At 71.3% G+C, this 22,039-nt stretch carries 21 protein-coding genes; 9 read left to right on the forward strand and 12 right to left on the reverse strand.

Going from position 1 to position 22,039, the window contains the following annotated elements:
* Positions 1-56: 56 nt before the first annotated feature.
* Genes ACQUQR_RS07995 through ACQUQR_RS08005 form a run of 3 tightly spaced genes read right to left on the reverse strand, consistent with a single transcriptional unit; the run spans position 57 to position 2,130 of the window.
* Complete coding sequence (locus ACQUQR_RS07995; protein ID WP_435195933.1) at positions 57-488, reverse strand: DUF6691 family protein; 432 nt, start codon at positions 486-488, stop codon at positions 57-59.
* Positions 485-955 carry a YeeE/YedE family protein gene (locus ACQUQR_RS08000; RefSeq protein WP_435195934.1) on the reverse strand — a complete coding sequence of 157 codons (471 nt, stop codon included), beginning with the start codon at positions 953-955 and terminating at the stop codon, positions 485-487. The genes ACQUQR_RS07995 and ACQUQR_RS08000 overlap by 4 nt, the downstream gene beginning before the upstream one ends.
* Complete coding sequence (locus ACQUQR_RS08005; protein ID WP_435195935.1) at positions 952-2,130, reverse strand: MBL fold metallo-hydrolase; 1,179 nt, start codon at positions 2,128-2,130, stop codon at positions 952-954. The genes ACQUQR_RS08000 and ACQUQR_RS08005 overlap by 4 nt, the downstream gene beginning before the upstream one ends.
* Positions 2,131-2,303: 173 nt before the next feature.
* On the opposite strand from ACQUQR_RS08005, the gene ACQUQR_RS08010 reads away from it, so the two are divergent.
* The 4 genes from ACQUQR_RS08010 (at position 2,304) to ACQUQR_RS08025 (ending at position 5,143) form a co-directional block, all read left to right on the forward strand.
* Complete coding sequence (locus ACQUQR_RS08010; protein WP_435195936.1) at positions 2,304-2,543, forward strand: sulfurtransferase TusA family protein; 240 nt, start codon at positions 2,304-2,306, stop codon at positions 2,541-2,543.
* Positions 2,540-3,085, forward strand: a complete 546-nt coding sequence (locus tag ACQUQR_RS08015) for a DsrE/DsrF/DrsH-like family protein (protein WP_435195937.1) — start codon at positions 2,540-2,542, stop codon at positions 3,083-3,085. Before ACQUQR_RS08010 ends, ACQUQR_RS08015 begins: the two co-directional genes overlap by 4 nt.
* A gap of 124 nt (positions 3,086-3,209) precedes the next feature.
* The gene (locus tag ACQUQR_RS08020; protein ID WP_435195938.1) at positions 3,210-4,076 is read left to right on the forward strand and encodes an esterase/lipase family protein; all 867 of its coding nucleotides are present in this window, start codon (positions 3,210-3,212) and stop codon (positions 4,074-4,076) included.
* A 44-nt stretch (positions 4,077-4,120) separates the two neighbouring features.
* Positions 4,121-5,143 (forward strand): hypothetical protein, encoded by a 1,023-nt coding sequence (locus tag ACQUQR_RS08025; protein WP_435195939.1) that lies wholly within the window; start codon positions 4,121-4,123, stop codon positions 5,141-5,143.
* 290 nt (positions 5,144-5,433) lie between these two features.
* Here the strand turns inward: ACQUQR_RS08025 and ACQUQR_RS08030 are convergent, their stop codons facing one another.
* Entirely contained in the window at positions 5,434-8,718 is a 3,285-nt protein-coding gene (locus ACQUQR_RS08030) for a tetratricopeptide repeat protein (protein ID WP_435195940.1), read from the reverse strand.
* Positions 8,719-8,872: 154 nt separating this feature from the next.
* On the opposite strand from ACQUQR_RS08030, the gene ACQUQR_RS08035 reads away from it, so the two are divergent.
* Positions 8,873-12,259 carry a tetratricopeptide repeat protein gene (locus ACQUQR_RS08035; RefSeq protein ID WP_435195941.1) on the forward strand — a complete coding sequence of 1,129 codons (3,387 nt, stop codon included), beginning with the start codon at positions 8,873-8,875 and terminating at the stop codon, positions 12,257-12,259.
* A 12-nt stretch (positions 12,260-12,271) separates the two neighbouring features.
* On the opposite strand, the gene ACQUQR_RS08040 is transcribed toward ACQUQR_RS08035, so the two are convergent.
* Positions 12,272-14,467 (reverse strand): DUF7405 family protein, encoded by a 2,196-nt coding sequence (locus ACQUQR_RS08040; RefSeq protein WP_435195942.1) that lies wholly within the window; start codon positions 14,465-14,467, stop codon positions 12,272-12,274.
* A gap of 165 nt (positions 14,468-14,632) precedes the next feature.
* Between ACQUQR_RS08040 and ACQUQR_RS08045 the strand changes: the two genes are divergently transcribed.
* Positions 14,633-15,232 carry a DJ-1/PfpI family protein gene (locus ACQUQR_RS08045; RefSeq protein WP_435195943.1) on the forward strand — a complete coding sequence of 200 codons (600 nt, stop codon included), beginning with the start codon at positions 14,633-14,635 and terminating at the stop codon, positions 15,230-15,232.
* Between the two features lie 98 nt (positions 15,233-15,330).
* Entirely contained in the window at positions 15,331-16,122 is a 792-nt protein-coding gene (locus ACQUQR_RS08050; RefSeq protein WP_435195944.1) for an enoyl-CoA hydratase/isomerase family protein, read from the forward strand.
* Here ACQUQR_RS08050 and ACQUQR_RS08055 read toward each other — a convergent pair whose 3' ends face one another.
* Both ACQUQR_RS08055 and ACQUQR_RS08060 read right to left on the reverse strand, forming a co-directional pair.
* Positions 16,123-17,592: a CoA-acylating methylmalonate-semialdehyde dehydrogenase gene (locus ACQUQR_RS08055; RefSeq protein ID WP_435195945.1), complete on the reverse strand. Its 1,470-nt coding sequence runs from the start codon at positions 17,590-17,592 to the stop codon at positions 16,123-16,125.
* Between the two features lie 45 nt (positions 17,593-17,637).
* Complete coding sequence (locus ACQUQR_RS08060; protein WP_435195946.1) at positions 17,638-18,306, reverse strand: winged helix-turn-helix domain-containing protein; 669 nt, start codon at positions 18,304-18,306, stop codon at positions 17,638-17,640.
* A gap of 96 nt (positions 18,307-18,402) precedes the next feature.
* Here ACQUQR_RS08060 and ACQUQR_RS08065 point away from each other — a divergent pair, with 96 nt between their 5' ends.
* Positions 18,403-19,785, forward strand: a complete 1,383-nt coding sequence (locus ACQUQR_RS08065; RefSeq protein WP_435195947.1) for a response regulator — start codon at positions 18,403-18,405, stop codon at positions 19,783-19,785.
* Between the two features lie 210 nt (positions 19,786-19,995).
* Positions 19,996-20,541: a DNA starvation/stationary phase protection protein DpsA gene (gene dpsA, locus ACQUQR_RS08070; RefSeq protein ID WP_435195948.1), complete on the forward strand. Its 546-nt coding sequence runs from the start codon at positions 19,996-19,998 to the stop codon at positions 20,539-20,541.
* Positions 20,542-20,560: 19 nt separating this feature from the next.
* On the opposite strand, the gene ACQUQR_RS08075 is transcribed toward dpsA, so the two are convergent.
* The 5 genes from ACQUQR_RS08075 to ACQUQR_RS08095 are packed head-to-tail and all read right to left on the reverse strand — an operon-like array spanning position 20,561 to position 21,931.
* Positions 20,561-20,872, reverse strand: a complete 312-nt coding sequence (locus ACQUQR_RS08075) for an amphi-Trp domain-containing protein (protein ID WP_435195949.1) — start codon at positions 20,870-20,872, stop codon at positions 20,561-20,563.
* On the reverse strand, positions 20,872-21,036 hold the full coding sequence (locus tag ACQUQR_RS08080; protein ID WP_435195950.1) for a hypothetical protein: 165 nt from the start codon (positions 21,034-21,036) through the stop codon (positions 20,872-20,874). The genes ACQUQR_RS08075 and ACQUQR_RS08080 overlap by 1 nt, the downstream gene beginning before the upstream one ends.
* A 50-nt stretch (positions 21,037-21,086) precedes the next feature.
* On the reverse strand, positions 21,087-21,467 hold the full coding sequence (locus tag ACQUQR_RS08085; RefSeq protein ID WP_435195951.1) for a metal-dependent transcriptional regulator: 381 nt from the start codon (positions 21,465-21,467) through the stop codon (positions 21,087-21,089).
* A gap of 1 nt (position 21,468) precedes the next feature.
* On the reverse strand, positions 21,469-21,738 hold the full coding sequence (locus tag ACQUQR_RS08090; protein WP_435195952.1) for a DUF7552 domain-containing protein: 270 nt from the start codon (positions 21,736-21,738) through the stop codon (positions 21,469-21,471).
* Between the two features lies 1 nt (position 21,739).
* On the reverse strand, positions 21,740-21,931 hold the full coding sequence (locus ACQUQR_RS08095; protein WP_435195953.1) for a hypothetical protein: 192 nt from the start codon (positions 21,929-21,931) through the stop codon (positions 21,740-21,742).
* Positions 21,932-22,039: the final 108 nt, after the last annotated feature.

The raw sequence follows: 22,039 nt of genomic DNA on the forward strand, positions 1-22,039 counted from the left end.
CGGCAGTATAACGCTTGTGCGGTCGAAAAGCAAGACTGCACGACCGGGGGAGACGGTCAGGCGGTAGCGCGCACGGAGCGCCAGTAGGCGTGGCCGTACGCCCCGAGGAACATCCCGGCGATGCCCCAGAGGACGGGGAGGTTCCCGATGCCGAGGCTGGCGTAGGCCGCGCCGGGACAGAGCCCCGAGACGCCCCACCCGACCCCGAAGACGACGCCCCCGAGGAGGACGTTCCGGTCGAACGACTTCAGCCGGCGTTCGTAGGGGTCATCCGTGAGCGGCGCGCGATCGCGCAGCCGCGGCGCGAGCGCGAACGCCACCCCCGAGACGAGCGCGGCCCCGCCCATCACGAGCAGCAGGCCCATGTCCTGCAGTTGGAGGAAATCGAGGACGACCTCGGGGCGGGCCATTTGGCTCAGTCCCAGCCCGAAGCCGAAGACGACACCCCCGAGGACGATGGTCAGGGCGAACGCGGGGGAGCGACTCACGGCGACACCCCCAGCGCGAGCACGAGCTGTGCCGTCCCGACCGCGACGGCGAGGAAGGTCGCGACGTTGGCGATGGAGGTCGGCGAGCGGGAGCCGACCCCGCAGACTCCGTGCCCGCTCGTGCACCCCTTGCCGAGCCGGGTGCCGACCCCGACGAGGACGCCGCCGACGAGGAGCCGTGGAGCCGAGACGGCCGTCGTCCAGCCGAACTCCCCGAACGCGAGCGCGTAGGTCGCCGCGCCGGCGACGATGCCGGCCGTGAACAGGACGCGCCAGTCGCGGGAGGCGACGTAGGACGCGCGGTTCAGCCGCGGGAGGTCGGAGACGTACGAGAGCGACGATTCGAGGAACGTCGAGGCCCCCGCCGCGATGCCCGTCGCGAGGTAGATGGTGGCCGCACCGAGCCCGATGAGCAGGCCGCCGAGCGCGTAGTGGAGCACGCCCGCGGGGAAGAGTTCGAGGCTCATTCCGTGATGGCCTCCCGACTGGCCGCGCAGTTGTTGGGGCCGAGTTCGAGCTCGAACGCCGTCGCGTCGTCGGGTGCCTCGTGACCGAGGTTCGCAGCGATGATTGCCTCGTAGTTCGACGGCCGGGGCGGCATGTCGTCGAGGACGAACGCGACGAACGCCTCCCGGTCGAGCGAGAGCGCGGGCATCGACTCGACGAGGTCGCCGAGGCGCGCCGCGTAGGTGCCGTCCGGGCGGGGGGTCGCCGCGTCGCTGAAGTGCGCCGGCGCGACGAGCGTGTCGTCGCGAAGCTGCTGGAGGTCCTGCAGGGTGTCGTGAAGGGTCGCCGCGGCGTCCGCGGCCCCGTCTGCTCCCTCCTCTAAGTCGGGGCGGGCGACGCTCTCCGTGAACAGCGTGTCCCCGGTGAGGAGGACGCTGTCGTCGACGAGATACGCGGTCATCCCGGAGGTGTGTCCGGGCGTGTGGAGCACGTCGATGTCCACCGCGCCGACGGTGAGGCTGTCACCGTCCGCGACGGTCTCGACCGCGTAGTCGACCCCGCGTGCGACCGCGGGAGCGGGCATGAGCGCGGTCGCACCCGCCGCGTCCGCGAGCGTCCGCAGGCCGCTGACGTGGTCGGCGTGGACGTGCGTATCGAGGACGTACTCGATGGACGCCCCCATCGTCTTCGCGTCCTGCACGTACTCGTCGGTGAACGCGCGAAGCGGGTCGACGACCGCGGCCTCGCCCTCGGAGACGACCATGTAGGCGAGACAGCCGCTGGAGGGCCGGCGGTACTGCGCGACGACGGCGTCGGTGTCGGCGTCGAGTTCGTCGTACTCGTAGAGCGACGCCCAGCCGCGCATGCCGCGTTCGAGGTTCGTGGCGTCGTAGCCCGCCTCGGCGAGGAGGCCCGCGACGAAGCGACTGGATTCGCCCTTCGCGCAGACGACGACCAGCTCGTCGGCGTCGGGGACCCGGTCGAGCACCGCGTCGGAGGCGCCGTCGAGGAACGCGAAGTACGGGACGTTGGCCGTCTCGACCGTCTCGCCGTCGATATGCCACGCCTCGTACTCGCTTGCGGCGCGCACGTCGAGGACCGTCACCGACTCCCCCGCGTCGATACGGCGCTTGAGAGACTCGGGACTCGTCGGTGCCACTGGCTCGTCCGGTTCGGGGAACGGGAGTTCGCTCATCTGTGGCCGCCCCTAACGGAAGCACGGAGATAAACCTTCGGAGAGAATTGTATAAGCATTGCACAACCATAGTCGAGATAGACACACAAATCGCCCTATTTCAGCAACTGGGGGCAAAAGCACCGCAGCACTTTTACAGTACAACCACAATATTGTGCGATACAGACAAACCCATGACGACACCAGATCCAACCGAGACGCTGGACGTGACAGGCGAGAACTGCCCGATGCCGGTCGTGAAGACCAAACAGGCCATCGAGGGGCTCGAATCGGGGGCCGTCCTCGAGGTGCTGGCGACCGATGCCGGGAGCATGAGCGACCTGCAGGGCTGGGCCGAGGCGACCCCCGGCGTCGAACTGCTGGAGCAGGTCGAGGGCGACGGCCGCTACACCCACTACGTGCGAAAGGCATGAGCGACGAGGAGACGCTCGCGGCGCTGGAGGCCCGTATCGACGAGCTGGAAGCCGAACTCGACGCGGTTCGGACGGCCGACGACGAGCGATCGATGGTCATCATCGCGACGAAGGGGACCCTCGACATGGCGTATCCGCCGCTCATCCTCGCCAGCACGGCGGCCGCGTTCGGCTGGGACGTGACCGTGTTCCACACCTTCTGGGGGCTCGACATCCTCCACGAGGAGCGCTCGAAGAACCTCAAGCTCTCGGCGGTCGGGAACCCCTCGATGCCCGTCCCGAACGTGGTCGCGGCGCTGCCGGGGATGGACACGGTGACGACCCGGATGATGGGCAAGAAGATCGCCGAGAACGACACCGCGTCCATCGAGGAGCTGCTCGAGACCTGCTTCGACATGGGCGTCGAACTCCAGGCCTGTCAGATGACCATCGACCTCATGGACTACGACGAGGACGACTTCTACGACGAGGTGACCGTCGGGGTCGGGGCCGCCACCGCGCTCGCCCGGATGGGTGACGCGGACGTGCAGTTGCTCGTCTGACACCCGTCAGATACCCGCGCGCGAAAACCCCATGAAGGACCGTGATAGAACCCCCACGAGAGCCTGACATTCGGCCTGAACGAGGGGTCAGATATATACAATACCCAGGATAATAGGAGGTCGAATGTCAGCTGGTAACGCAACACGTGGGTGGCCGTTCTCGCCGGCGCTGCTGTCGAACCTCCGGGGGCTTCGACGGGCGCAGCGGCAGGGCGGGTGTGCTGTCGGCTGTGAGGTGGATCGAACCGCTGACGACGACCTCCCGTGGCCCACCGGCGACGGCTTCGGCGGGTGGGGCGGACACGCCCACCACGGCACCGAACCCGGCGTCGAGAACACCCCCGTCATCTTCGTCCACGGGAACCAGCGCGACGCCTGTGATTTCACCGAACACGCAGAGTACTTCCTCGAACGTGGGTACCGCGGCGACGAGCTCTGGGCCATCACCTTCGACGAGGGGAGCCCCACCCACCCCTCGATGGCGGCCCAGCTCGACGTGTTCGTCTCCAACGTCCGCCAGGAGACCGGCGCCGACCAGGTCTCCATCGTCGCGCACAGCCTCGGGGTGACGGGCGTACGCTTCTGGCTCGCCGCCGCCGACCGCTACGACTGGGTCGACGCGTTCGTCGGGCTGGCCGGCGCGAACCACGGCATGATCTTCAGTTCCTGGTGTGCGGACTCGGGGATGACCGACGGCCCCTACAAGGTAAGTCCCTTCCTGCGCGCCGACTACGACGACTACGACGACCACCCCCTCTCCTTGCTGAACGAGAACGAAACCCCCGGCGACATCCGCTACTACACCATCCGCGGAAGCGAGGACCCCCTGTTCTGGAACTGCCCCGACAGCCCCGCACTGGAGGGCGCGGTCAACCTCGAACTCGAAACCGATCACGACGGCGTCCGCGTCGACCGCGAGGCGAAAGCCCGGATGTTCGAGTGGCTCTCCGGCACCCATCCGTACGACCTGACGCAGTTCGCGGCCGACTGACCCGAACCATCGGCTTTTTCCGTCGTCCGTGAGACGACACGACCATGAGCGACGGGACGCAGGACACCCTCAGGGAGCGCTCGGACCGGAACACCGCCCTGCTCAGGCTCCTCCTCGAACGCGACCGTCGCCTGCTCGCCGCCGGCATCGTCCTGCTGCTGTTTCTCGCCGTCAGCCTCGTCGCGCTCGCCTACCCGGACGTGGTCGGCTCGCTCCGGACCGGCGACCCCACCGAGACGCTGTTCCAGGCGCTGACGGCCGCCACGGTGACCGGGGTCACCCTCGTGTTGACCCTGAACCAGCTCGTCATCTCGCAGGAGCTCGGCGCCGTCGGCGACCAGCGCGAGCGGATGGAGGCCGCGCTCACCTTCCGGAGCGACGCGGCCGACACGCTGGGGACGCCCGCCTCCCCGCCCGAACCGGCCGCATTCCTCCGCGCGCTCGTGGACGTGGCCGGCGAGACCGCCGACACGCTGGAGACGAGCCTCGACACCGACGACGACCAGCTCCGCGACCGCGTCGAGTCGCTCACGGGGAGCACCCGCGAGAACGCCGAGACGGTCCACGACGAGCTGAACGACGCACGGTTCGGGGACTACGGCGTCCTCTCGGCCGCGCTCAACTTCAACTACTCGTGGAAGCTCTACGCCGCCCGCCGGCTCCGGGAGGCTCACGCCGACGAGCTGGGTGAGGAGGCCCGCGACGCGCTCGACGAGTTCATCGAGACCCTCGAACTGTTCGGCCCCGCCCGCGAGCACTTCAAGACGCTCTACTTCCAGTGGGAGCTCGTCGACCTCTCGCGGGCGATGCTCGCCGCGGCGATCCCCGCGCTCGTCGTCGCCGTCTCCACCCTGCTGTTCTTCGACCCCGCGAAGGTGACGGGCGCGACGCTCGGGGTGCCGCACGTCGTCCTCGGGGTGAGCGCCGCGGCCGCGGTCTCGCTGCTCCCGTTCGCGCTGCTCTTATCGTACGTCCTGCGTATCGCCACGGTGACGAAGCGCACGCTCTCCATCGGGCCGTTCATCCTCCGCGAGACGGACAGAGAGACGGACGAGGACTGGGAGTAGCTCCCCGGAGGGCCGGGACACCGGGGACGGCTGGCGCACGGCTGGCGGCTGTGATGAAGCACAGGCCACGCGACCCGTGACCACCGCCGGGCGAACGGCCGTCGCGGGTCGCGTGTTCCCCCCACTCCCCGACGCCGCGAGGTCGCGCCGTCGGTCTGGACGGCCGAACTCGACTGCGAACAGTGGCACCGGCGCCGGGGCCTCCCCGCACCGGATACTGCGAGCCGAGCGGAATTATCTCACGGGCTGACGGGGGGTGTCACACCGTGGCCCGCCCGCTCAGGTCGCGGTCAGTCCGCGGCGAGCCGGGCGTCCCACGAGGCGACGCGCTCCTCGTACTCCCCCAGCCCCGCCTCCCGCGTCAGCTCACGCACGCGGCGGACCCACTCGCGGGCCGTCCGGGTCTCCCCGGCGTCCGCACACGCCTCGACGAGCAGGAGCCCCGCGCTGGCCGCGCGGTCGGGGGCACCGAGCTCGGCGAACGCCTCGAACGCCGCGGTGAACCGCTCGACCGCGGTCTCGAGGTCGCCGCGCTCGACCGCGACGGTCCCGAGCCACCGGTCCACGACGGCCCGGGTCCGCGGGGAGTCGTCCACGGAGAGCCGCTCCCGGAAGTAGCGTTCGGCCTCGTCGTACGCGCCGCGGGCCGTGGCGACCCGTCCGAGCCCCCCGAGCGCCGCGCCGTGGACCACGGCCACGTCCGCCTCGCGGGCGACCGACAGCGCCTCCTCGAAGCAGGATTCGGCGGCCTCGACGTCGCCCGTCTCCATCGCGAGGTCGCCGAGGTTCACGAGCGTCGTCGCCACCCCCCGGCTGTTCCCGGCCTCGCGCTGGCGTTCGAGCGCCTGCCGGTAGTACGACTCCGCCCGGTCGGGCTCCCCGCGGTCGATGGCGACGGTGCCGAGCGCGTTCAGCGTCGCCGCCTCGTCCGCGGGCGGCAGCGCGGGACACGCCTCGTCCACCGCGAGCGTCTCCTCGAGGTACGTCTCCGCCTCGGCGTAGTCCCCCCGCTTCCGGTGGAGCCGGCCCAGATAGTAGAGCGTCTCCGAGCGCACGTCACAGGGGCCGAGCGGTTCGCCGACGCGCTCGGCCTCGGTGAGATAGCGCTCCGCGGCGTCGTAGTCGTCCACGTGGAGCTCGACCATCCCGAGCGACGTGAGCAGGCGCGTCTCGGTCCAGCGGTCCGCCGTCTCCGAGACCGCGTCGAGCCCCGCCAGGAGATGCTCGCGGGCCGTCGCCGCGTCCCCCCGGTCGTCGGCGATGTCGGCCAGCCGGCGGCGGGCCTCGGCGGTGTACGCACCCGTCGCCTCGGCCGGGAGGCCACTCGTTTCGACGGCGTCGAGCAGCCCCTCGGCCTCGCGGGCGGCGCGGTCGAGGGCGCCCGCCTTGTACCAGCCGTAGAGCCGCGCGTCGCGGACGGCGAGCCGGGTCTCCGCCGAACAGGCATCCGGGAGCGTGAGCCCCGCGTACGCCGTGGTCCCGAACAGCGGCGCGAGCGCCGTGTCCCGGCGGAGCACGTCGAACACCGCCTCGACGAGCGCGTCGGGAGCCGACTGGACGGGCTCCAGTCCCGCGACCGGCCCGCCGAACCACGCGGCGACGCTCGCCTCGACGGCGGGGTCGTCGGCCGCCGCGAACAGCGCCGAGCAGGCCCGCTGGAACGCGTCGACGGCGGTGCGCTCGCGATCCTCGAGCGCGATCCGGAGGAAGCGGACGGCCCAGAACGGGTGGTGCGTCCGGAACCCCTCCCCGTCGCCGCGGTCGAACAGGAGCACCCCGCGGAGCGTGTCGATGGCGGCGTCGACGTGCCGGTGAGCGCTCGTCTCGTCGGAGTGGGCCACGGCGACCGTGTGGAGCGCCGCGGGCGTCACCGGCTGGTTCGCGGCCGCGAGCACCGCCGCGAGCAGCGCGACCTCCAGGAAGAGCGTGTCGTCCGGGTCGTCGGGGGAGACGCGCTCGTAGGCGGCGCGCACGTCCGCGTCGAGCCCCGTGCCGGTCACCGTCGCGTCGCGCCACGGCTCGGGCGTCGTGTACGCCGCGAGCAGGTGCCCGAGCAGGTGACAGTCGCCCGGGCCGTCCCCGTCCCGGATGGTGCCGTAGAGCGTCTCGGCCGACGGCGGGACGGACCGCCCCGTCGCGGCCTCGAACGCGGCGACGGCGTCGGCACACTCCGCCGCCGTGAGCGCCCCGAGCCGATGAGTGTCGAGCGTCTCCCGGAGCAGTGCGACGGCCCGCGGGTCCGCGGGCGTCGGCGGCCACGCGCTCTCGCGCGCCTCCGTGAGCACCGTCACCCGCGGCGCGTCCCGCGCGTGGTCGAGCACCTCCACGAGCCCGGGGACCGTCCCCTCGGCCGCGCCGTCCTCCACGACGACGAGCGCGTGTCCCTCGGCCGATTCGAGCGCGGCGGTGAGCAGCTCCGGGCGGTCGAACGCCGTCCGCGCGGGCGTCTCGCGGTAGAACACCGGCCCCAGCTCCTCGGCGACCCAGCGGCACGCGACCTGCCGACAGAGCGTGCTCTTGCCCGAGCCGGGCGGGCCGGTGACCACGGTGTGTGTCCCGCCCGCGAGCCGGTCGCGGAGGTGGGCGACCGCCGACCCTCCGTCGTGGTGGCGCTCGAACGGGTGGCCGTAGTAGACGTCCGCGAGCTCGAAGCCGACGCGCCAGCCCGTCGCGGGGTCGTTCGGCGTCCGTCGGGAGAACGCCGCCGCGTCGAGCCGCTCGAAGCCGATGTCCGCGAGCCCGGCCGGCCCGCGTGTCTCGTGGCGACCGAGCAGCGTGTCGTCGAGCGCCGAGACGAGCGCGGCCACCTCGTCGGTGACGTCCGTCGCCGCCTCCCGGTGGTCGCCGATGACCGACTCCGCCCACGAGACGGCCGCCTGCTCGTCCGTGGTGATGACCGCCGTCGCGTCGCGCGCCGCGGGAGTGAGCGTGACCGTCGGCGTCTCGCCCGCGGCGAGCGAGAGCCCGTACGGGGACGGCTCCGCGAGCCGGCGGACCGTCACGTCCGGGGCCGTGGCGAGGTCGGCCGCGAGCCGCGGGAACTCCGTCCGCAGGCGCTCGAGGACGGCCGGCGCGACGAGCAGCTCGGCCGCCATCCCCTCCGTCCGGACCCGGGCGTGACAGAGCCGGAGGAGCCGCGAGTCGCCGAGTGTGGGGACCACGGCGACGTAGCGCTCGGCGGTCCGGAGCGGCTCGACCATCGCCTCGAAGGCCCGGGCGGGCGTCTCGAACGTCTCCAGCCGGCTCCCCTGGAGGACGGCCATCGGGAGCCCGCACTCCCGCGGGAACGCCCCGAGCGCCGCCACCCCGTCGAGCACCGTCCGGGCGTTGCCCTCGAACTCGCGGAACGACTCGGCCGCGAGCCGGCCGGCGAGCGTCGCGCGGAACCCCGCGTCCGTGCGCTCGACGAACCCCGCCTCGACGAGCCGGCCGACCGCGCGGTCGACCGTCGAGCGCGAGTACCCCAGCGACTCGACGAGCGCCGGCTTGTGCTGCGGCTCGGGGACGAGCGCCTCGATGAACGCCGCACGGGCCGCGGCGAGCGCTGCCCGCCCGTCCGTACCACCCCGTGACATGTCCGGTAGGTCTGTCCTCTCCACCGTAAGCGTTCGGTCGGGAACGCTGCTTACCCACGAGCCGCGGGTGGACGCCCCCCACGCGCCGACGCCACGGGGCCACCCACGAGCAGCACCCTACTTTTTTTGAACACGCGTCCAACCCCCGACCAGGATGAGTGGGGAGGCGGCAGCGTTCATCGAGCTCGTCGCACGGCGGGCGGAGTTCCTCGAGCTGCTGTGCGAGGGGACCTACTGGAAACGGGACCTCATCGACGCACTGGACACCTCGCGCTCGACGGCCAACCGGGCCGTCAGGCAACTCGAAGACGCGGGGCTCGTCACGCGAACCGACGGCGGCTACGTCGCCACGGTCGCGGGACGTGTGGCGCTCGACGAGCACCGCGCGTACCGGCGGACGGCGGGCGAGCTCGCGGCCACGACCGACGTGCTGGCCCCGATCCCGCCGGACGCCCCGTTCGACGCCAGCGCCGTCGTCGGTGGCGAGACGGTTACGGCCGACGAGCCGACGCCCTACCGCCCGGTCGAGCGCCTCCACGAGACCGTCGCCGCCGCCGACACTTACCACGCGGTGCTCCCATCGCTCGACACCGCCCGGCACCTGCGACTGCTCTACGAACACGTCTGCACCGACGGCGGGACGGCGACGCTCGTCGTCTCCACCTCCCTCTTCGAGACGCTGCGGGCGCGGTTCCCCCGGCGAATGGCGACGATGGCGGACACGGGTCGGTTCACGCTCGTCGTCGGCGACCCACCGCCGTACGGGCTCGTCCGCACCACCCACGACGGCGACCCGCGCGTCTCGCTCGTGGTGTTCTCCGACGACGGCACCGTCAGCGGCCTCCTCGAAAACGAGACCCCGGCGGCCGTGGCGTGGGCGGACGACCGCATCGCGGCGGTCGAGGCCGACGGCGAGCCGGCCACCGACCGGGTCGGGGCGAGTCGGGCCGACGGCCCCTCCCTCGACGCACAGGGGTTCGTCCACCTCACACGAGCGTTCTTCGCCGACCGCCCGACGGCCGACCCGGTGACCGCGTGGCGGGCCGGCCTCGACCTCCCGGCGGTCCAGACCGGCTACGCCGCCGACCGGACGCTGGAGACGGAGGGTGAGCCCCGGAGCCTGACCGCGGCGCTCCGCCGCCGCCTCGAAGCCGGGACGGACGTGGCGCTCGTCGGGCCCCCCGGCTGCGGGAAGAGCACCGTCTGCAAGCACGTCGCCTGCGAGTGGTACCGGGACGACCGCGGGGACGTGTACTACCGTGAGAGCGGCCGCGGCGACCCGTTCGACGCCGTCGAGACCCTCGTCGAGACGCTCGACCACGCCGACGGCCGGCCGCTCGTCGTCGTGGAGGACGCCGTCCGGCCGCAGGCCAGCGCCGCGTTCACGGCGGCCGCCCGGCTGGCCGATACCGACGTCTCGTTCCTGTTCGACGCCCGAGAGGGGGAGTGGACCGACGACGGGCCGGCCACCGGCCGCGACCTGGCCGCGACCGACCGCGTCGAAGTGGTGACGATGCCGCGGCTGCTCGGCCGGGACTGCGACCGACTCGTCGACCGGTTCGAGGAGACCGTCGGCATCGACGTGCCGGGCGACGAGCTGCGGGCCGCCGTCCGGGACGACGTCGACGCGTCGGCTCCCGCAAGCGAGGCGTTCCTCCTCACCCACCGACTCGCGATGCACGCCGCCGGCGGGGACGGCGACCCCACCACGCTCGACGACGACGTGGCCGCCGCCTACGGGACCGTCGTCGACGCCGGCGACCGAGCCGTCGACGCCGCCCTCCTCGTCAACGCGCTCAACGCGGCCGGCGTCGCGGTCCGGCCCGACCACGTCCGGGCCGTCGCGGGCGATTCGACGGACCGCGCCCTCGACGCCCTCGACGGACACGTCAGCTTCGGGACCCGCGAGGACGGGAGGTTCCGAACGGTCCACGGCGCGTGGTCAGTCCAGTTCCTCGCCCACCTGCTGGACGCGCGTGAGGCCGACGCCGCCGACCGACTGGCCGCGGGGCTCCACGCGCTGCTCGACGACGATCGGCTCGACGTGGCCCCCGAGACGGTCGTGGCGACGGTCCGCGTCGGCACCGAGTGGCCGAAGCTCGCCCCGCTGTTCGACACCGAGACGCCCGACGGGCTCGACCGGGAGGCGACGCTGCGCTGTCTCGCGGCCCGCGGCGGGATGCGCTTCGCCGCCGGCGCGTTCGAGACAGCGCGGGCACGGTTCGAGCGGCTCTGTGCGGCCGCACCGGACCCGCTGGTCGTGGACGACGTGGATCCGACACACGCGCGATTCTACGTCAGGGGGCGGCGGGGGCTGGGGTTCGTCGCCGAGCGGCTGGGCGACCTCGACGCCGCATGCCGCCACGCCGAAGCCGCGCTCGACGCCGCCGACGTGCTCGACGACGAACGCGAGCGGGCCGCGAGCCGGACCCTCCTCGGCACCATCGCGTTCACCGACGGCGACCTGACGGCGGCCGCGGACCACCTCGACGCGGCGATCGAGGGGTACGCGTCGGTGGGCGACCGGCGGGGGCTGGCCGAGGCCCGGATCGACCGCGGGACGGTCGCGGTCTACGCCGGCGACCTCGACGCGGGCGCGGACCACCTCGAAGCCGGGCTCGACCTGGCACGGGCGGTCGGTGACCGCGGCGAAGCCGGCCGGGCGCTGAACGGCCTCGGCTTCGTCGCCCGCGAGCGCGGGGCGCTCGACGACGCGGCCGAGTACGGCCGGCAGGCGCTCGCGACCGCCCGCGAGCGGGGCGAACGCGACGCACAGCTCGCGACCTACGTCAACCTCGCGAGCATCGCCACGGCGAGGGGCGACCTGGAGACCGCGGCCGGCCACCAGCGCGACGCCCTCGAGCTCGCCCGCGAGGTCGGTCGCCCGCTCCGGGAGGGGCTCGCGCTCGCCGGCCTCAGCCGGACCCACCGACTGCGCGGTGAGGTCGACGCCGCGATCGAGACCGCCCAGGAGGCGGTCGACGTGCTCGACCCGGACGCCGAGGGACGCGTCTTCGTCGACGCGCTCGTCGCGCTCGCCCACGCGGCGCTGGCCGACGACGACCTCGCCGCCGCGCGCGACCACGCCGTCGAGGCGTGCGACCGCTGTGACGGGGTCGACGACCCGGATACCGAGATCGGGGCGCTCCGCGTTCGTGGCCTGGTGGCACTCCGAGAGGGCGCGTACGGGACCGCCGCCGACCGGCTCGACGCGAGCCTGCGGCTGGCCGAGGAGACGGGGGAGACGCTCGAACGCGTCCGAACCCTCCGCGCGCTCGGCGATCTCGAACTGGCGCGGAACGCCCCGGCAGCGGCGCAAGAGCGCTACGAGCGGAGCGCCGAACTCGCCCGCGACGCCGGGGCGACCGGGCTCGCGCTCGACGCGCTCGACGGCCTCGTCACGGCCTGTGAGGAGGCGGGAGCCGTCGCGGCGGCCCGCGACGGGTGTACGTCGGCCATCGCGCTCGCCGACGCCGACCGGCTGGCCGACCGTCGGGAACGCTTCGAGGCGCGGCTGGCCGACCTCCCCGATCCGGCGTGAGCGGGGGCCCGGTCAGGCCCCCCGACCGTTCCCCCGGCCAGCGTTTCCGTCGCCACGGCCGCGGCCCGCCCCGCGTTCCCCATCGCGGCCCCCATCGCCGCGACCCTCGTCGTCGCCGGTCCCACGCTCCGCCTCGTCCCGCTCCCCGTCCTCACCGTCTCCGTCGTCACGGCGCTCGTCACCGCGACCCGCCCCGCGTTCGCCCGTGGTGACCGTCCGGAGGCTCGCCGTCCCGCGGACCGGCCGGCGGCTGTCCGACCGCTTGGCGAACAGCCGGAGTCGGACGTCGTCGTCCCCGTTCGGGCCGCCGGGAGCCGCGTCGATGCCGGTTTCGCTCGCCGGGAACACCGCGGTGAACGTCCCGCCGCGGTTCGACACCCGGCTCGGGCGGGCCCCGCGCCCCCGGTTCACGTCGTAGAACCACCCGAATCGAACCGTCTCCGGGTCGACCGCCCGCCGGTGGAGGTCGTCGCTCTCGACGACGTAGCTGTCGCCTCGCCGGGTGACCGAGATGCTGACCGGCTCCCCGCGGGGATGGGGCAGCGCCCGGAGCGTGAGCGGCGGGACGAGGAAATTCCCGCGCCGCTGCGTCGTGACGTAGTGGACGATGCCGTCGTTCTCGTCGGGAACGTCACCCGAGTGGTCGAGCCCGTCGGCGTCCGGGTCGAGGCCAAACTGTCCGGTCTCGAACTCGACTCCGTTCATCGCCCGGCGCATATAGGCCATGTACGGCGCGAACCGCATGAGCGCGATGAAGTGGTTCCCCGGTCGATTCCCATCGACCGTGTCCACGTCCCGCCGGAGGATGACCTGCTCCGTCGTCTGGGTCCCGTCGTGGCCCGGCAGGGGTTCGTCGTACGGCTCCCCGGCCGTGCCGACCGTGTTCTCCCGCTCGTCCGCGGGGAGCGGTTCCTCGCCACCCGAGAGCCGCTCGCGGCCCGCCGGCGTGATGCGCTCCTGCAGGTCGAACCGGGCCCGCGCCGTCTTCTGGGCGTGGCCGACCCGGTCGTGCTCGGCCGCGTGCTGTGCGGTCCGCTCGGCGAGGTCCGGCTCGTCGGCGTCGAGGTTCCGCATCGCCGTCTCCCCCGCCGCGGTGGAGTTCCCCAGCGCCTCCCCCACTTCTCCGGTGTTCTCGGCGGTGTGGTCCGGGCTGAACATCTGCTGGCGGCGCTCCGCCGCCGAGTGATCGTCGTACCACCCACCCTCCCGCTCGCCGGCGTCCTCGCTCAGGTTGATGTCCAGCTTCGAGAGATGCTGGATCGTCCCCTGCGCGAACACGCCGGGGGGTTTCGGCTCGACGAGCTGCTGGTCTTCGAGCATGGTCGCGTCCGTCTCGCGGGGGACGCTGTTGCGGTACTGGTCGTTGAACCCCATCGAGAGGTCCGCGGCCTCCGGGATGTCGTCGGGGTAGACGCCATCCGGCTCCTCCTCGCCGCCCTCCGCCTCCAGCGCGTCGTGGCCGGCGAACCCCACCCGGCGGTCCGGATACGACGCCGGCTTCGTCAGGATGCCGTCGAGCGTCGCCTCGAACGTGACCCCGTGGGCCGACTCCCGCTCCCCCCACAGCGCCGCCTCCGCGGCGAGCAGGGTCTGGACGTGATCGCTGGCCAGGTGGAGACAGACGTCGTGGGTGTCCGCGACCGGGTCCTCACGCGGGAGCGTCACGCCCGCGGCGTCGATGAGCGTCCGTGCCCCGAGCAACCCCGGCTTGTTCGTCGGGTCCACCTCGGGGTCGAGCCCCGGCGGGAGCGGCTCGTCGTACCGCCGGAAGTACCCCAGCGAGTAGCCGACGGTGAACAGGAGCCCCTCGTGGCCCCACGCGAACGCGGATTCGAGCTGCTCGAACGCCGCGGCGACCTCGCGCCGGTGGGCCGGCGTCGGCGCTCCGTCCCCCTCGTAGTCCGCGAGGAGCACCAGGTGGTACGCCGGCGGCACCGTCTGCTGGTGATCCGGAAGGTGCGTCTCCCACCGGTCCCACGCGTGCTGTCGGTTGTTCCGCGCAGCGACGCTGACCGGGGCATCCGCGGCGGCCGCCTCGGGAACGCCGAAGAGGCTCGTGGCCGTCCCCAAGGCGCTCGTCCCGCCGATGAGGAGGGCGGATTTCATGAACTCGCGGCGCTCGACCCCTCGGTCGTCGCGGGCCTCGTCGACCGTCTGCTCGGTACTGTCGGGCTCGGCGTCGTCCGCCGAGTGGAACGGGCATGGCACGTCGTGTCACCATCCGCACGGGGCTCCGGGACGCGCATTACGTCACCGACTGGCCGAACACGTCACGCCGTGAGACACCCGCTCGGTGCCGGAACGACGTTCCCCGAACACTCCCGGGACAACAGTTAACCCCGTGTTCCCGCTACACTCCAGTGGTGTGAGATAATGACTGGCAAGCAGATCCTCGAGATCGCCGGCGATTTCGTGGAGGATTACGAGGTGATGGTCCCGTATCAGGCGCTGACGATGGTGGGTCACGAGGTGACCGCCGTCGCGCCGGAGAAGGGGGAGGGAGAGACGGTGAAGACGGCGGTGCACGACTTCCGGGGCGACCAGACGTATCTCGAAACGCGCGGCCACGACTTCGCCGTCGACGCCGCCATCGAGGACGTGGACCCGAGCGAGTTCGACGCGCTCGTCGTCCCCGGCGGCCGCGCGCCCGAGTACCTCCGGACGTACGACGCGGTGCTCGACACGGTCCGGCACTTCTTCGAGGCCGACAAGCCCGTCGCGGCCATCTGCCACGGCCCGCAGATCCTCGCCGCGGCGGACGTACTGGATGGACGCTCCATCACCGCCTACCCCGCCGTCCGCCACGAGGTCGAGGGCGCGGGCTGTGCGTGGGTCGACGGCGTCGTCACCGACGGCAACCTCGTCACCGGGCAGGCGTGGCCGGACCACCCCGAGTGGCTCGCGGCGTTCCTCGACGTGCTCGGGACGACGATCGAACACGGCCAGCCGGCCCCCGCGGCGGACGACGACTGAGCCGTCCACGCCGACGGAACTCGCTGCGGCGGACGACGCACAGCGGGTGCGAACCGACCGTAACCGACCTTTTTCCTGGTGGCCACCGACGGGGAGCCATGGCGACACAGCTGCCGAACGGCCTCGCACGCATCGAGCGGGACGGCCACCGCGCGGACGTGCTCCTGTCCAGACCCGAGAAACGCAACGCGATGAACCGACCGCTCATCGCCGACCTGACCGCGGCGTTCGAGCGCGTGGGCGAGCTGGAGGCCGTGCGGGCCGTCACCCTGCTCGGCGAGGGGCCGGTGTTCTCCGCCGGGATGGATCTGGAGATGATGCACGAGAGCGACCGCGCCACGATGGAGGCCATCACTCAGGAGCTCCGGACGCTGTTCGACCGCATCGAAAACTGTTCCCGGCCGGTCGTCGCCGGCATCAAGCGCGCCGCGGTCGGCGGGGCGTTCGAGCTCACCCTCCCCGCCGACTTCCGGGTCCTCGGGGCGGAGGCGGCCTACGGCGTCGTGGAGGTGAAACTGGGGGTGTTCCCCCACGGCGGGGCGACCCAGCGCCTGCCCCGTCTGGTGGGCCTGGCGAAGGCGAAGGAGCTCGTCCTCACCGGGGAGTACGTCGCCCCCGCGGCGGCCGAGCGCATCGGCCTCGTGACCGAGGTGTGCGCCGACGACGCGGTGGACGAGCGGGCCCGCGCGCTCGCGGACGACCTCGCGAAGAACGCCCCGCTCGGCATGGAACGCGCGAAGACGGCCCTCAACGGGGCGCTGGAGCTCCCCCTCGAGGAGGGGCTCGATATGGAGGCGGACCTCGCCATGCCGCTGTACGAGACGGCGGATCGAAAAGAGGGGTTCGGGGCGCGGCTGGAGGGACGGGAGCCGTCGTTCGAGGGGGAGTGACTAGTAGTCCCAGCGCTCGATGACGATCGTCTCGTCCGTGTAGAACTGGATCATGTCCTGGCCCTGCGCGTGGAGGTCGCCGAAGAAGGAGGCCTTCCGCCCGCCGAAGTGGAAGAAGGCCATCGGGGCCGCGGTGCCCGCGTTGATGGCGAGGTTGCCGGCCTCGGCCTCCTCGGTGAACCGCCGGGCCTCGCGCCCGGACTCGGTAAAGAGGCTCGCCGCGTTGCCGAAGCGGCTCGCGTTCAGCCGGGCGAGCGCCGTGTCGAAATCCGGCACCGCCGCGAGACAGACGACGGGGCCGAAGATCTCCTCCTGTGCGAGCGTCATCTCGCTCGTGACCCCCTCGAACAGACAGGGGCCGAGGAAGTTTCCTGCCTCGAGTTTCTCGCCATCGGGCGCCCAGTCGCGGCCGTCGTGGACCAGGTCGGCCCCCTCCTCGATGCCCGTCTCGACCATGTCGCGGACGCGCGCCTCGTGGTCGGGCGTGATGAGCGGGCCGACGGTGGTGGCCTCGTCGAGCCCGTCGCCGAGGGTCTGGCTCTCGACCCGTTCGAGCGCGGCCTCGCGGAAGTCGTCGTAGACGGCCTCGTGGACGAGGATCACGTCGTTGGCGAGACACCGCTCGCCGGAGCAGGCGAGCGCGGAGGAGACGGCCTGCTCGGCCGCGAACTCGATGTCGGCCGACTCGGCGACGATGACGTGGTTCTTCGCGCCTCCCTGCGCCTGCACGCGCTTCCCCGCGCCCGCCGCGCGCTCGTACACCGCGCGGGCGACGGGGGTGCTGCCGACGAAGGAGACGCCCGCGACCTGCTCGTGGTCGATGAGCGCCTCCACGGTCGCTCTCCCCCCGTTGACGAGGCTCACGACGCCCGGCGGGAAGCCGGCCTCGTCGATGAGTTCGAAGAGGTACTGGCTGGTGAGCGGGTCCCGCTCGCTCGGTTTGAGGACGAAGGCGTTGCCCGTCGCCACCGCGTACGGGAGGAACCACAGCGGGATCATCCCGGGGAAGTTGAACGGCGTGATGGCCGTGAACACCCCGAGCGGCTGGCGCACCGCCCGCTCGTCGATATCCGGCGCGGCGTGCTGGAGGCTCCCGCCCTGCATCATCGACGGGATGCCACAGGCGACCTCCACGTTCTCGATGCCCCGGCGGAGCTCCCCTTTCGCCTCCGCGAGCGTCTTCCCGTGCTCGCGGACGAGCGTGCGCGCGAGCTCGTCGTGGTGCTCCTCGAGGAGGGATTTCAGGCGGAACAGCGGCTGGATGCGCTCTTCCACGGGAGTCGACCGCCACTCGCGGAACGCCGCGTGGGCGGCCTCGACGGTCGCGTCGACGTCCGCCGGGCTGGCGAATCGGATGGTCGACAGCTCCGCGCCCGTCGCGGGGTTCGTGACCGGCTCCGCGTGGTCGCCGGTCGGCTCGACCCACTCGCCGTCCGCGTAGTTGCGGACGCGGTCGTAGGGTGGTGACATATCTCGTCCTCGGACGAGGGTGGCATAAATGGGGTGGCCAGGGGGCTACGCCTCGGCGAACACGTCGACGATGCGCTGGGCGAACGCCGGGGTGAGCACGTCCCCCCCGCGGTCGAAGGAGATGGCGATGGTCGACGTGTCGGAGACCCGGACGCGGAGCAGCGAGAAGTCGTCGAAGTGGGTCACCTCCGACCAGCACGCCTGGTCGGCCACGGAGAGGTCATCGAGCGCGTGGTCGAAGACGAGCGTCCGGACCGCCTCCTCGAACTCCACGTCTGTGTACGCCGCGAAGGCGTCCGCGTCCGCGTAGACGACACGGAGCGTCTCCCCGTCGTAGTGTGAGACGAAGCGGAGGCAGTCACCGAACTCCTCCGTCGCCAGCTCGACGGCCGTCTCCGTCTCCGGTGTCGCCGGCTCCGCGACGACCCACTCGACGTTCCGGAGCTCCGCGCGCAGGTGTGGCCAGACCGACCGCCCTATCTCGGTGAGGTCGTAGTACCGGCCGACCGTCCTGGTCTCGGCGACCTGGAGCTCGACCACGCCGGTCTCTCGGAGTTCGCCGAGCGCCCGCGAGACGTGTGGCCGACGGTCGTTCGTCGCGGTCGCGATCTCCTTGGGCGTCGCGGGGCCGTCCGTCGCGAGATGCTCGAGCACGTGGCGTCGGTATTTCGACTGGAGGATATGCGCTTCCACGTCCTCAATAGAGGAATCCATTTGTCTAGCTACGAGCCTCGAGCCGTTTGAAGGTACGAGGCTGTACCACCCACGTACCAAACATATATTCGTCCCGAGAAGAGACAGCAATAATAGATGAGCAGTCAGCGACGGGACGAGGAGATCCTCGTCCTCCACGTGGACGACGAGCCGCAGTTCGGGGAGCTCGTCCGGGCGTATCTGGAGCGGTTGGACGATGGCGTCGAGGTACTCACGGCCTCGACCCCTTCGGCGGGGCTCGACCGGCTCGACGACGAGCCGATCGACTGCGTCGTCAGCGACTATCAGATGCCGGGGAAAGACGGGCTGGAGTTCCTCGAAGGGGTCCGGGAGCACTATCCGAACCTCCCGTTCGTGCTCTTCACCGGGCAGGGGTCGGAGGAGATCGCGAGCGAGGCGATCCAGGCCGGCGTGGACAGCTACCTGCAGAAGAACGGAACGGAGGTGTACGAGCTCCTGGCGAACCAGATCCGGAACCTCGTCGGCCGACGCCGGTCGGAACACCGGGCGAAGATCGCTCAGGACCGGCTCGTCCAGCTGTACGAGCAGACGGACGGCTTCTACACAATCGACGAGAACTGGACGGTCACCTACTGGAACCAGCGGATCGCCGACCGGACGGGGCTCACCTCCGACGACGTCGTCGGCGAGCGGTTCTGGGACGTCTTTCCGGGGGCACAGGAGACGCGGATTCAGGCGGGATTCGAGCGGGCGATGGCGACCCGCGAGGAGGTGGAGCTGGAGGTGGAGTTCGAACCACACGACAACTGGGTGGAGTTGCGCGTCTACCCCGTCGACGACGGCCTGTTCGTCCACTCGCGGGATATCACCGACAAGAAACGCCAGGAGAGCGAGCTCCAGTACCGCAACGAGATCCTGAAGTCCTTCGCCAACACGGTGTCACACGACCTCCGAAACCCCCTGAACGTCGCGGAGGGGAAACTCGAGTTGGCACAGGAGACGGAGGATTTCGAGCATCTCGAGGGCGTCGCGCGGGCACACAACCGGATGCGGAACCTCATCGACGACCTGCTGCAGGTCGCCCGCGGCGACTCGCTGGAGCTGTCGACGGTCTCGCTCCGGGAGGCCGCGGAGACGGCCTGGGGGACCGTCTCCTCGCGGGAGGCCGTGCTCACCGTCGAGGGGGAGATGACGTTTCGCGCCTACGAGAGCCAGCTCCGCCGGCTGTTCGAGAACCTCTTCTGGAACGCGCTGGACCACGGGAAGGCGACGACGGTCCGGGTCGGCCCCCTCGCGGACGGCTTCTACGTGGCGGACGACGGGACGGGCATCGCCCCCGACCAGCGCGAGAAGGTGTTCGAGTCGGGCTTCTCGACGGCCGACAGCCCGGGATACGGCCTCTCCATCGTGGACGGCATCGCGGAGATCCACGGGTGGGGGATCGACGTCACCGGGAGCGAGGCCGGGGGCGCCCGGTTCGAGCTCACCGGCGTCAAGCGGGACGACGCCGCCGCGTGACTCGGCCGCGCTCCCCTCGGCCCTGTCACTCCTCCCCGTCTCGGTGGCTGCCGATGCGGGCCAACAGAAAATACCAGATCGCAGATACGAAACACGTTGTGCACTGAGCGAACCGACAGAGACGGCCCCGTGAGAGATTTTTAGGTGCGGCGAAAAGTTGTTTAGATATTGAAAAGTTATAAGCCGGTGGAGGGCGTATCCCGAAGTGAAATGAGTACACAGAAGTCAGCCCGTCGTCAGGCCGGCACCGTCGAGGAGAACGCGCTGCGGCTCGACACGGAGAAGGCGGAACAGATCATCGACGCACTGAACACGGACCTCGCGGACGCGTACGTCCTCTACCACCAGCTCCACAAGCACCACTGGAACGTCTCGGGCGCGGAGTTCCTCGAGCTCCACCGCTTCCTCCAGGAGGTCTACGAGGACGTGGAGGACGCGGCCGACGCCATCGCCGAGCGGCTCCAGGCGCTCGGTGGCGTCCCGCACGCCAGCATGACCACCCTCGCCGAGAACGCGACGGTCGAGCCGGAGGACGAGGACGTCTACGACATCCGCACCTCCCTCGAAAACGACCTGGAGATGATGGGTGACATCATCGAGAGCACCCGCGAGCACATCCAGCTCGCCGAGGGGCTCGGCGACTACGCCACGGGCGAGATGCTGCGCGGCCAGCTCGAGACGCTCGAGGAACACACCCACCACGTCGAGCACTACCTCGAGGACGACACGCTCGTCCTCGAATCGGCGACCAACTGAAGCGAGAAGGGACGCGCGGTTACTCGACCGACGGCGCTTTTTCGTCCGTTCGACCCGGCAGCTCCAGCTCGATCTCGAGCTCCGGCTCCCCGACGCCGTCGAAGTCGACCTCGAGCTCGACCGGCTCGCCGAAGGCGAACGGGAGCTCCCACTCCTCGGTCGCGATGGTGAGCTCGTCGTCGTCGCGGAGCTGTTCGCCGAGTGCGATGAGGAACTCCCCCGCCTCCGCGGCGTCGAGCCGGAACTCCTGTTCGAACTTCCGGCCGGCACGGATGGTCGTCCGCTCCTCGACCTCCTCGACCTCCGAGGAGTCGACCTGGTCGTCGCTCATCACCGGGTCACCTCCGTCGTCGTGTCGCTCGCGATCCAGCCGTCGGTGTTGCCGGTCTCCAGGAAGACGACCCGACCGGGGGAGCTCCGACAGCTCGTGACCGTCGATTCGATGGGGCGCGACCGGCCCGTGTCATCCGTCTGCGACTGCAGCTCGGCACTCATGGGAGCTCTTTAGGCCACCCTAAAAATAAATCGTCCGGTTCGGCACGCCGTCACTCGGCCTCCAGCGAGGGGGACTCCTCCACGGGAAGCAGCGCCGCCAGCCGCTCGGCGACGGCCGGAGAGACGGCGCCCGCCAGCTCCATCGCCTCCCGCTCGGAGGAGTCCAGCTCGAGGACGACCCGGAAGAACCACGACACCGTGACGTAGCTCTCGTGGAGTGGTTCGGCCGCCTGCCGTCCGGCCGGGGTGAGCGTCACTCCCTCGTACGGCTCGTACTCCACGAGCCCCTCCTCGGCGAGCCGCTGGAACCGCTCGGTGACCGTCGCGGGCGACCGGTCGAGGAGGTCCGCGACCACCCCCGGCGACACCGGGGGCGCCTCCCGGTGTTCCGCGATGTACAGCGCCAGCAGGTACTGTGGAGCTCCCGCCATCTCACGGGGACGCGGCGGTGGGTCGTGGCTCCCCGCCGACGTGGCACACGAGCGGGTCACACAGCGAGGTCCGGGGGTCGTACCGCCGCAGGGCGACCCGGTACGCCCGGGTCGCACGCGCCGCCGCCCGGGCGGTCGGTCGGTCGTCGAACCGGAGGCCGTCGGCGGGGACCGGGGAGTCGCCGTGGCAGGCGCAGACCACGGCGTACTCACCCGTCTCGCTGGCGAGCGCCTCCACCCGCAGCCGGAGGGCGACGAGCGAGCCCCCCATCTCACCACGCCCCGGTCGCGCCCGCGACCCGTCGTCCACCGAACTGCTCCACACCGGGCTGGTCGGTGTCCGACCGCCCTGTCCCACGCCGACACGGGTCGGGCGCCCGCACACCGACCCACATCGCTCCACCCGTGTCGCTCCCGTCGCTCGTGTTCCGCGTGACCCTCGTGTCCCTCGTGTTCTGCGCCATCGGTTTTAGGTCTCCCTAAACAAACATAGTTCCATCGGATTTTAGGGATACCTAAACCACGCAGGAGATCCGATGGGTCGTTATTACGCTATCCGAGAGTTTAAATTA

Source organism: Natronomonas sp. EA1, assembly GCF_051195035.1.
In the GTDB taxonomy this organism is placed as follows: Archaea; Halobacteriota; Halobacteria; order Halobacteriales; family Haloarculaceae; genus JBNTJV01.

Bases quoted from the DNA above. Each gene is read 5' to 3' on its own strand.
- ACQUQR_RS08000 (WP_435195934.1), bottom strand. From the start codon at position 955: ATGAGCCTCGAACTCTTCCCCGCGGGCGTGCTCCACTACGCGCTCGGC.
- ACQUQR_RS08005 (WP_435195935.1), bottom strand. From the start codon at position 2,130: ATGAGCGAACTCCCGTTCCCCGAACCGGACGAGCCAGTGGCACCGACG.
- ACQUQR_RS08010 (WP_435195936.1), top strand. From the start codon at position 2,304: ATGACGACACCAGATCCAACCGAGACGCTGGACGTGACAGGCGAGAAC.
- ACQUQR_RS08015 (WP_435195937.1), top strand. From the start codon at position 2,540: ATGAGCGACGAGGAGACGCTCGCGGCGCTGGAGGCCCGTATCGACGAG.
- ACQUQR_RS08020 (WP_435195938.1), top strand. From the start codon at position 3,210: ATGTCAGCTGGTAACGCAACACGTGGGTGGCCGTTCTCGCCGGCGCTG.
- ACQUQR_RS08025 (WP_435195939.1), top strand. From the start codon at position 4,121: ATGAGCGACGGGACGCAGGACACCCTCAGGGAGCGCTCGGACCGGAAC.
- ACQUQR_RS08030 (WP_435195940.1), bottom strand. From the start codon at position 8,718: ATGTCACGGGGTGGTACGGACGGGCGGGCAGCGCTCGCCGCGGCCCGT.
- ACQUQR_RS08035 (WP_435195941.1), top strand. From the start codon at position 8,873: ATGAGTGGGGAGGCGGCAGCGTTCATCGAGCTCGTCGCACGGCGGGCG.
- ACQUQR_RS08045 (WP_435195943.1), top strand. From the start codon at position 14,633: ATGACTGGCAAGCAGATCCTCGAGATCGCCGGCGATTTCGTGGAGGAT.
- ACQUQR_RS08050 (WP_435195944.1), top strand. From the start codon at position 15,331: ATGGCGACACAGCTGCCGAACGGCCTCGCACGCATCGAGCGGGACGGC.
- ACQUQR_RS08055 (WP_435195945.1), bottom strand. From the start codon at position 17,592: ATGTCACCACCCTACGACCGCGTCCGCAACTACGCGGACGGCGAGTGG.
- ACQUQR_RS08060 (WP_435195946.1), bottom strand. From the start codon at position 18,306: ATGGATTCCTCTATTGAGGACGTGGAAGCGCATATCCTCCAGTCGAAA.
- ACQUQR_RS08065 (WP_435195947.1), top strand. From the start codon at position 18,403: ATGAGCAGTCAGCGACGGGACGAGGAGATCCTCGTCCTCCACGTGGAC.
- dpsA (WP_435195948.1), top strand. From the start codon at position 19,996: ATGAGTACACAGAAGTCAGCCCGTCGTCAGGCCGGCACCGTCGAGGAG.
- ACQUQR_RS08075 (WP_435195949.1), bottom strand. From the start codon at position 20,872: ATGAGCGACGACCAGGTCGACTCCTCGGAGGTCGAGGAGGTCGAGGAG.
- ACQUQR_RS08080 (WP_435195950.1), bottom strand. From the start codon at position 21,036: ATGAGTGCCGAGCTGCAGTCGCAGACGGATGACACGGGCCGGTCGCGC.
- ACQUQR_RS08085 (WP_435195951.1), bottom strand. From the start codon at position 21,467: ATGGCGGGAGCTCCACAGTACCTGCTGGCGCTGTACATCGCGGAACAC.
- ACQUQR_RS08090 (WP_435195952.1), bottom strand. From the start codon at position 21,738: ATGGGGGGCTCGCTCGTCGCCCTCCGGCTGCGGGTGGAGGCGCTCGCC.
- ACQUQR_RS08095 (WP_435195953.1), bottom strand. From the start codon at position 21,931: ATGGCGCAGAACACGAGGGACACGAGGGTCACGCGGAACACGAGCGAC.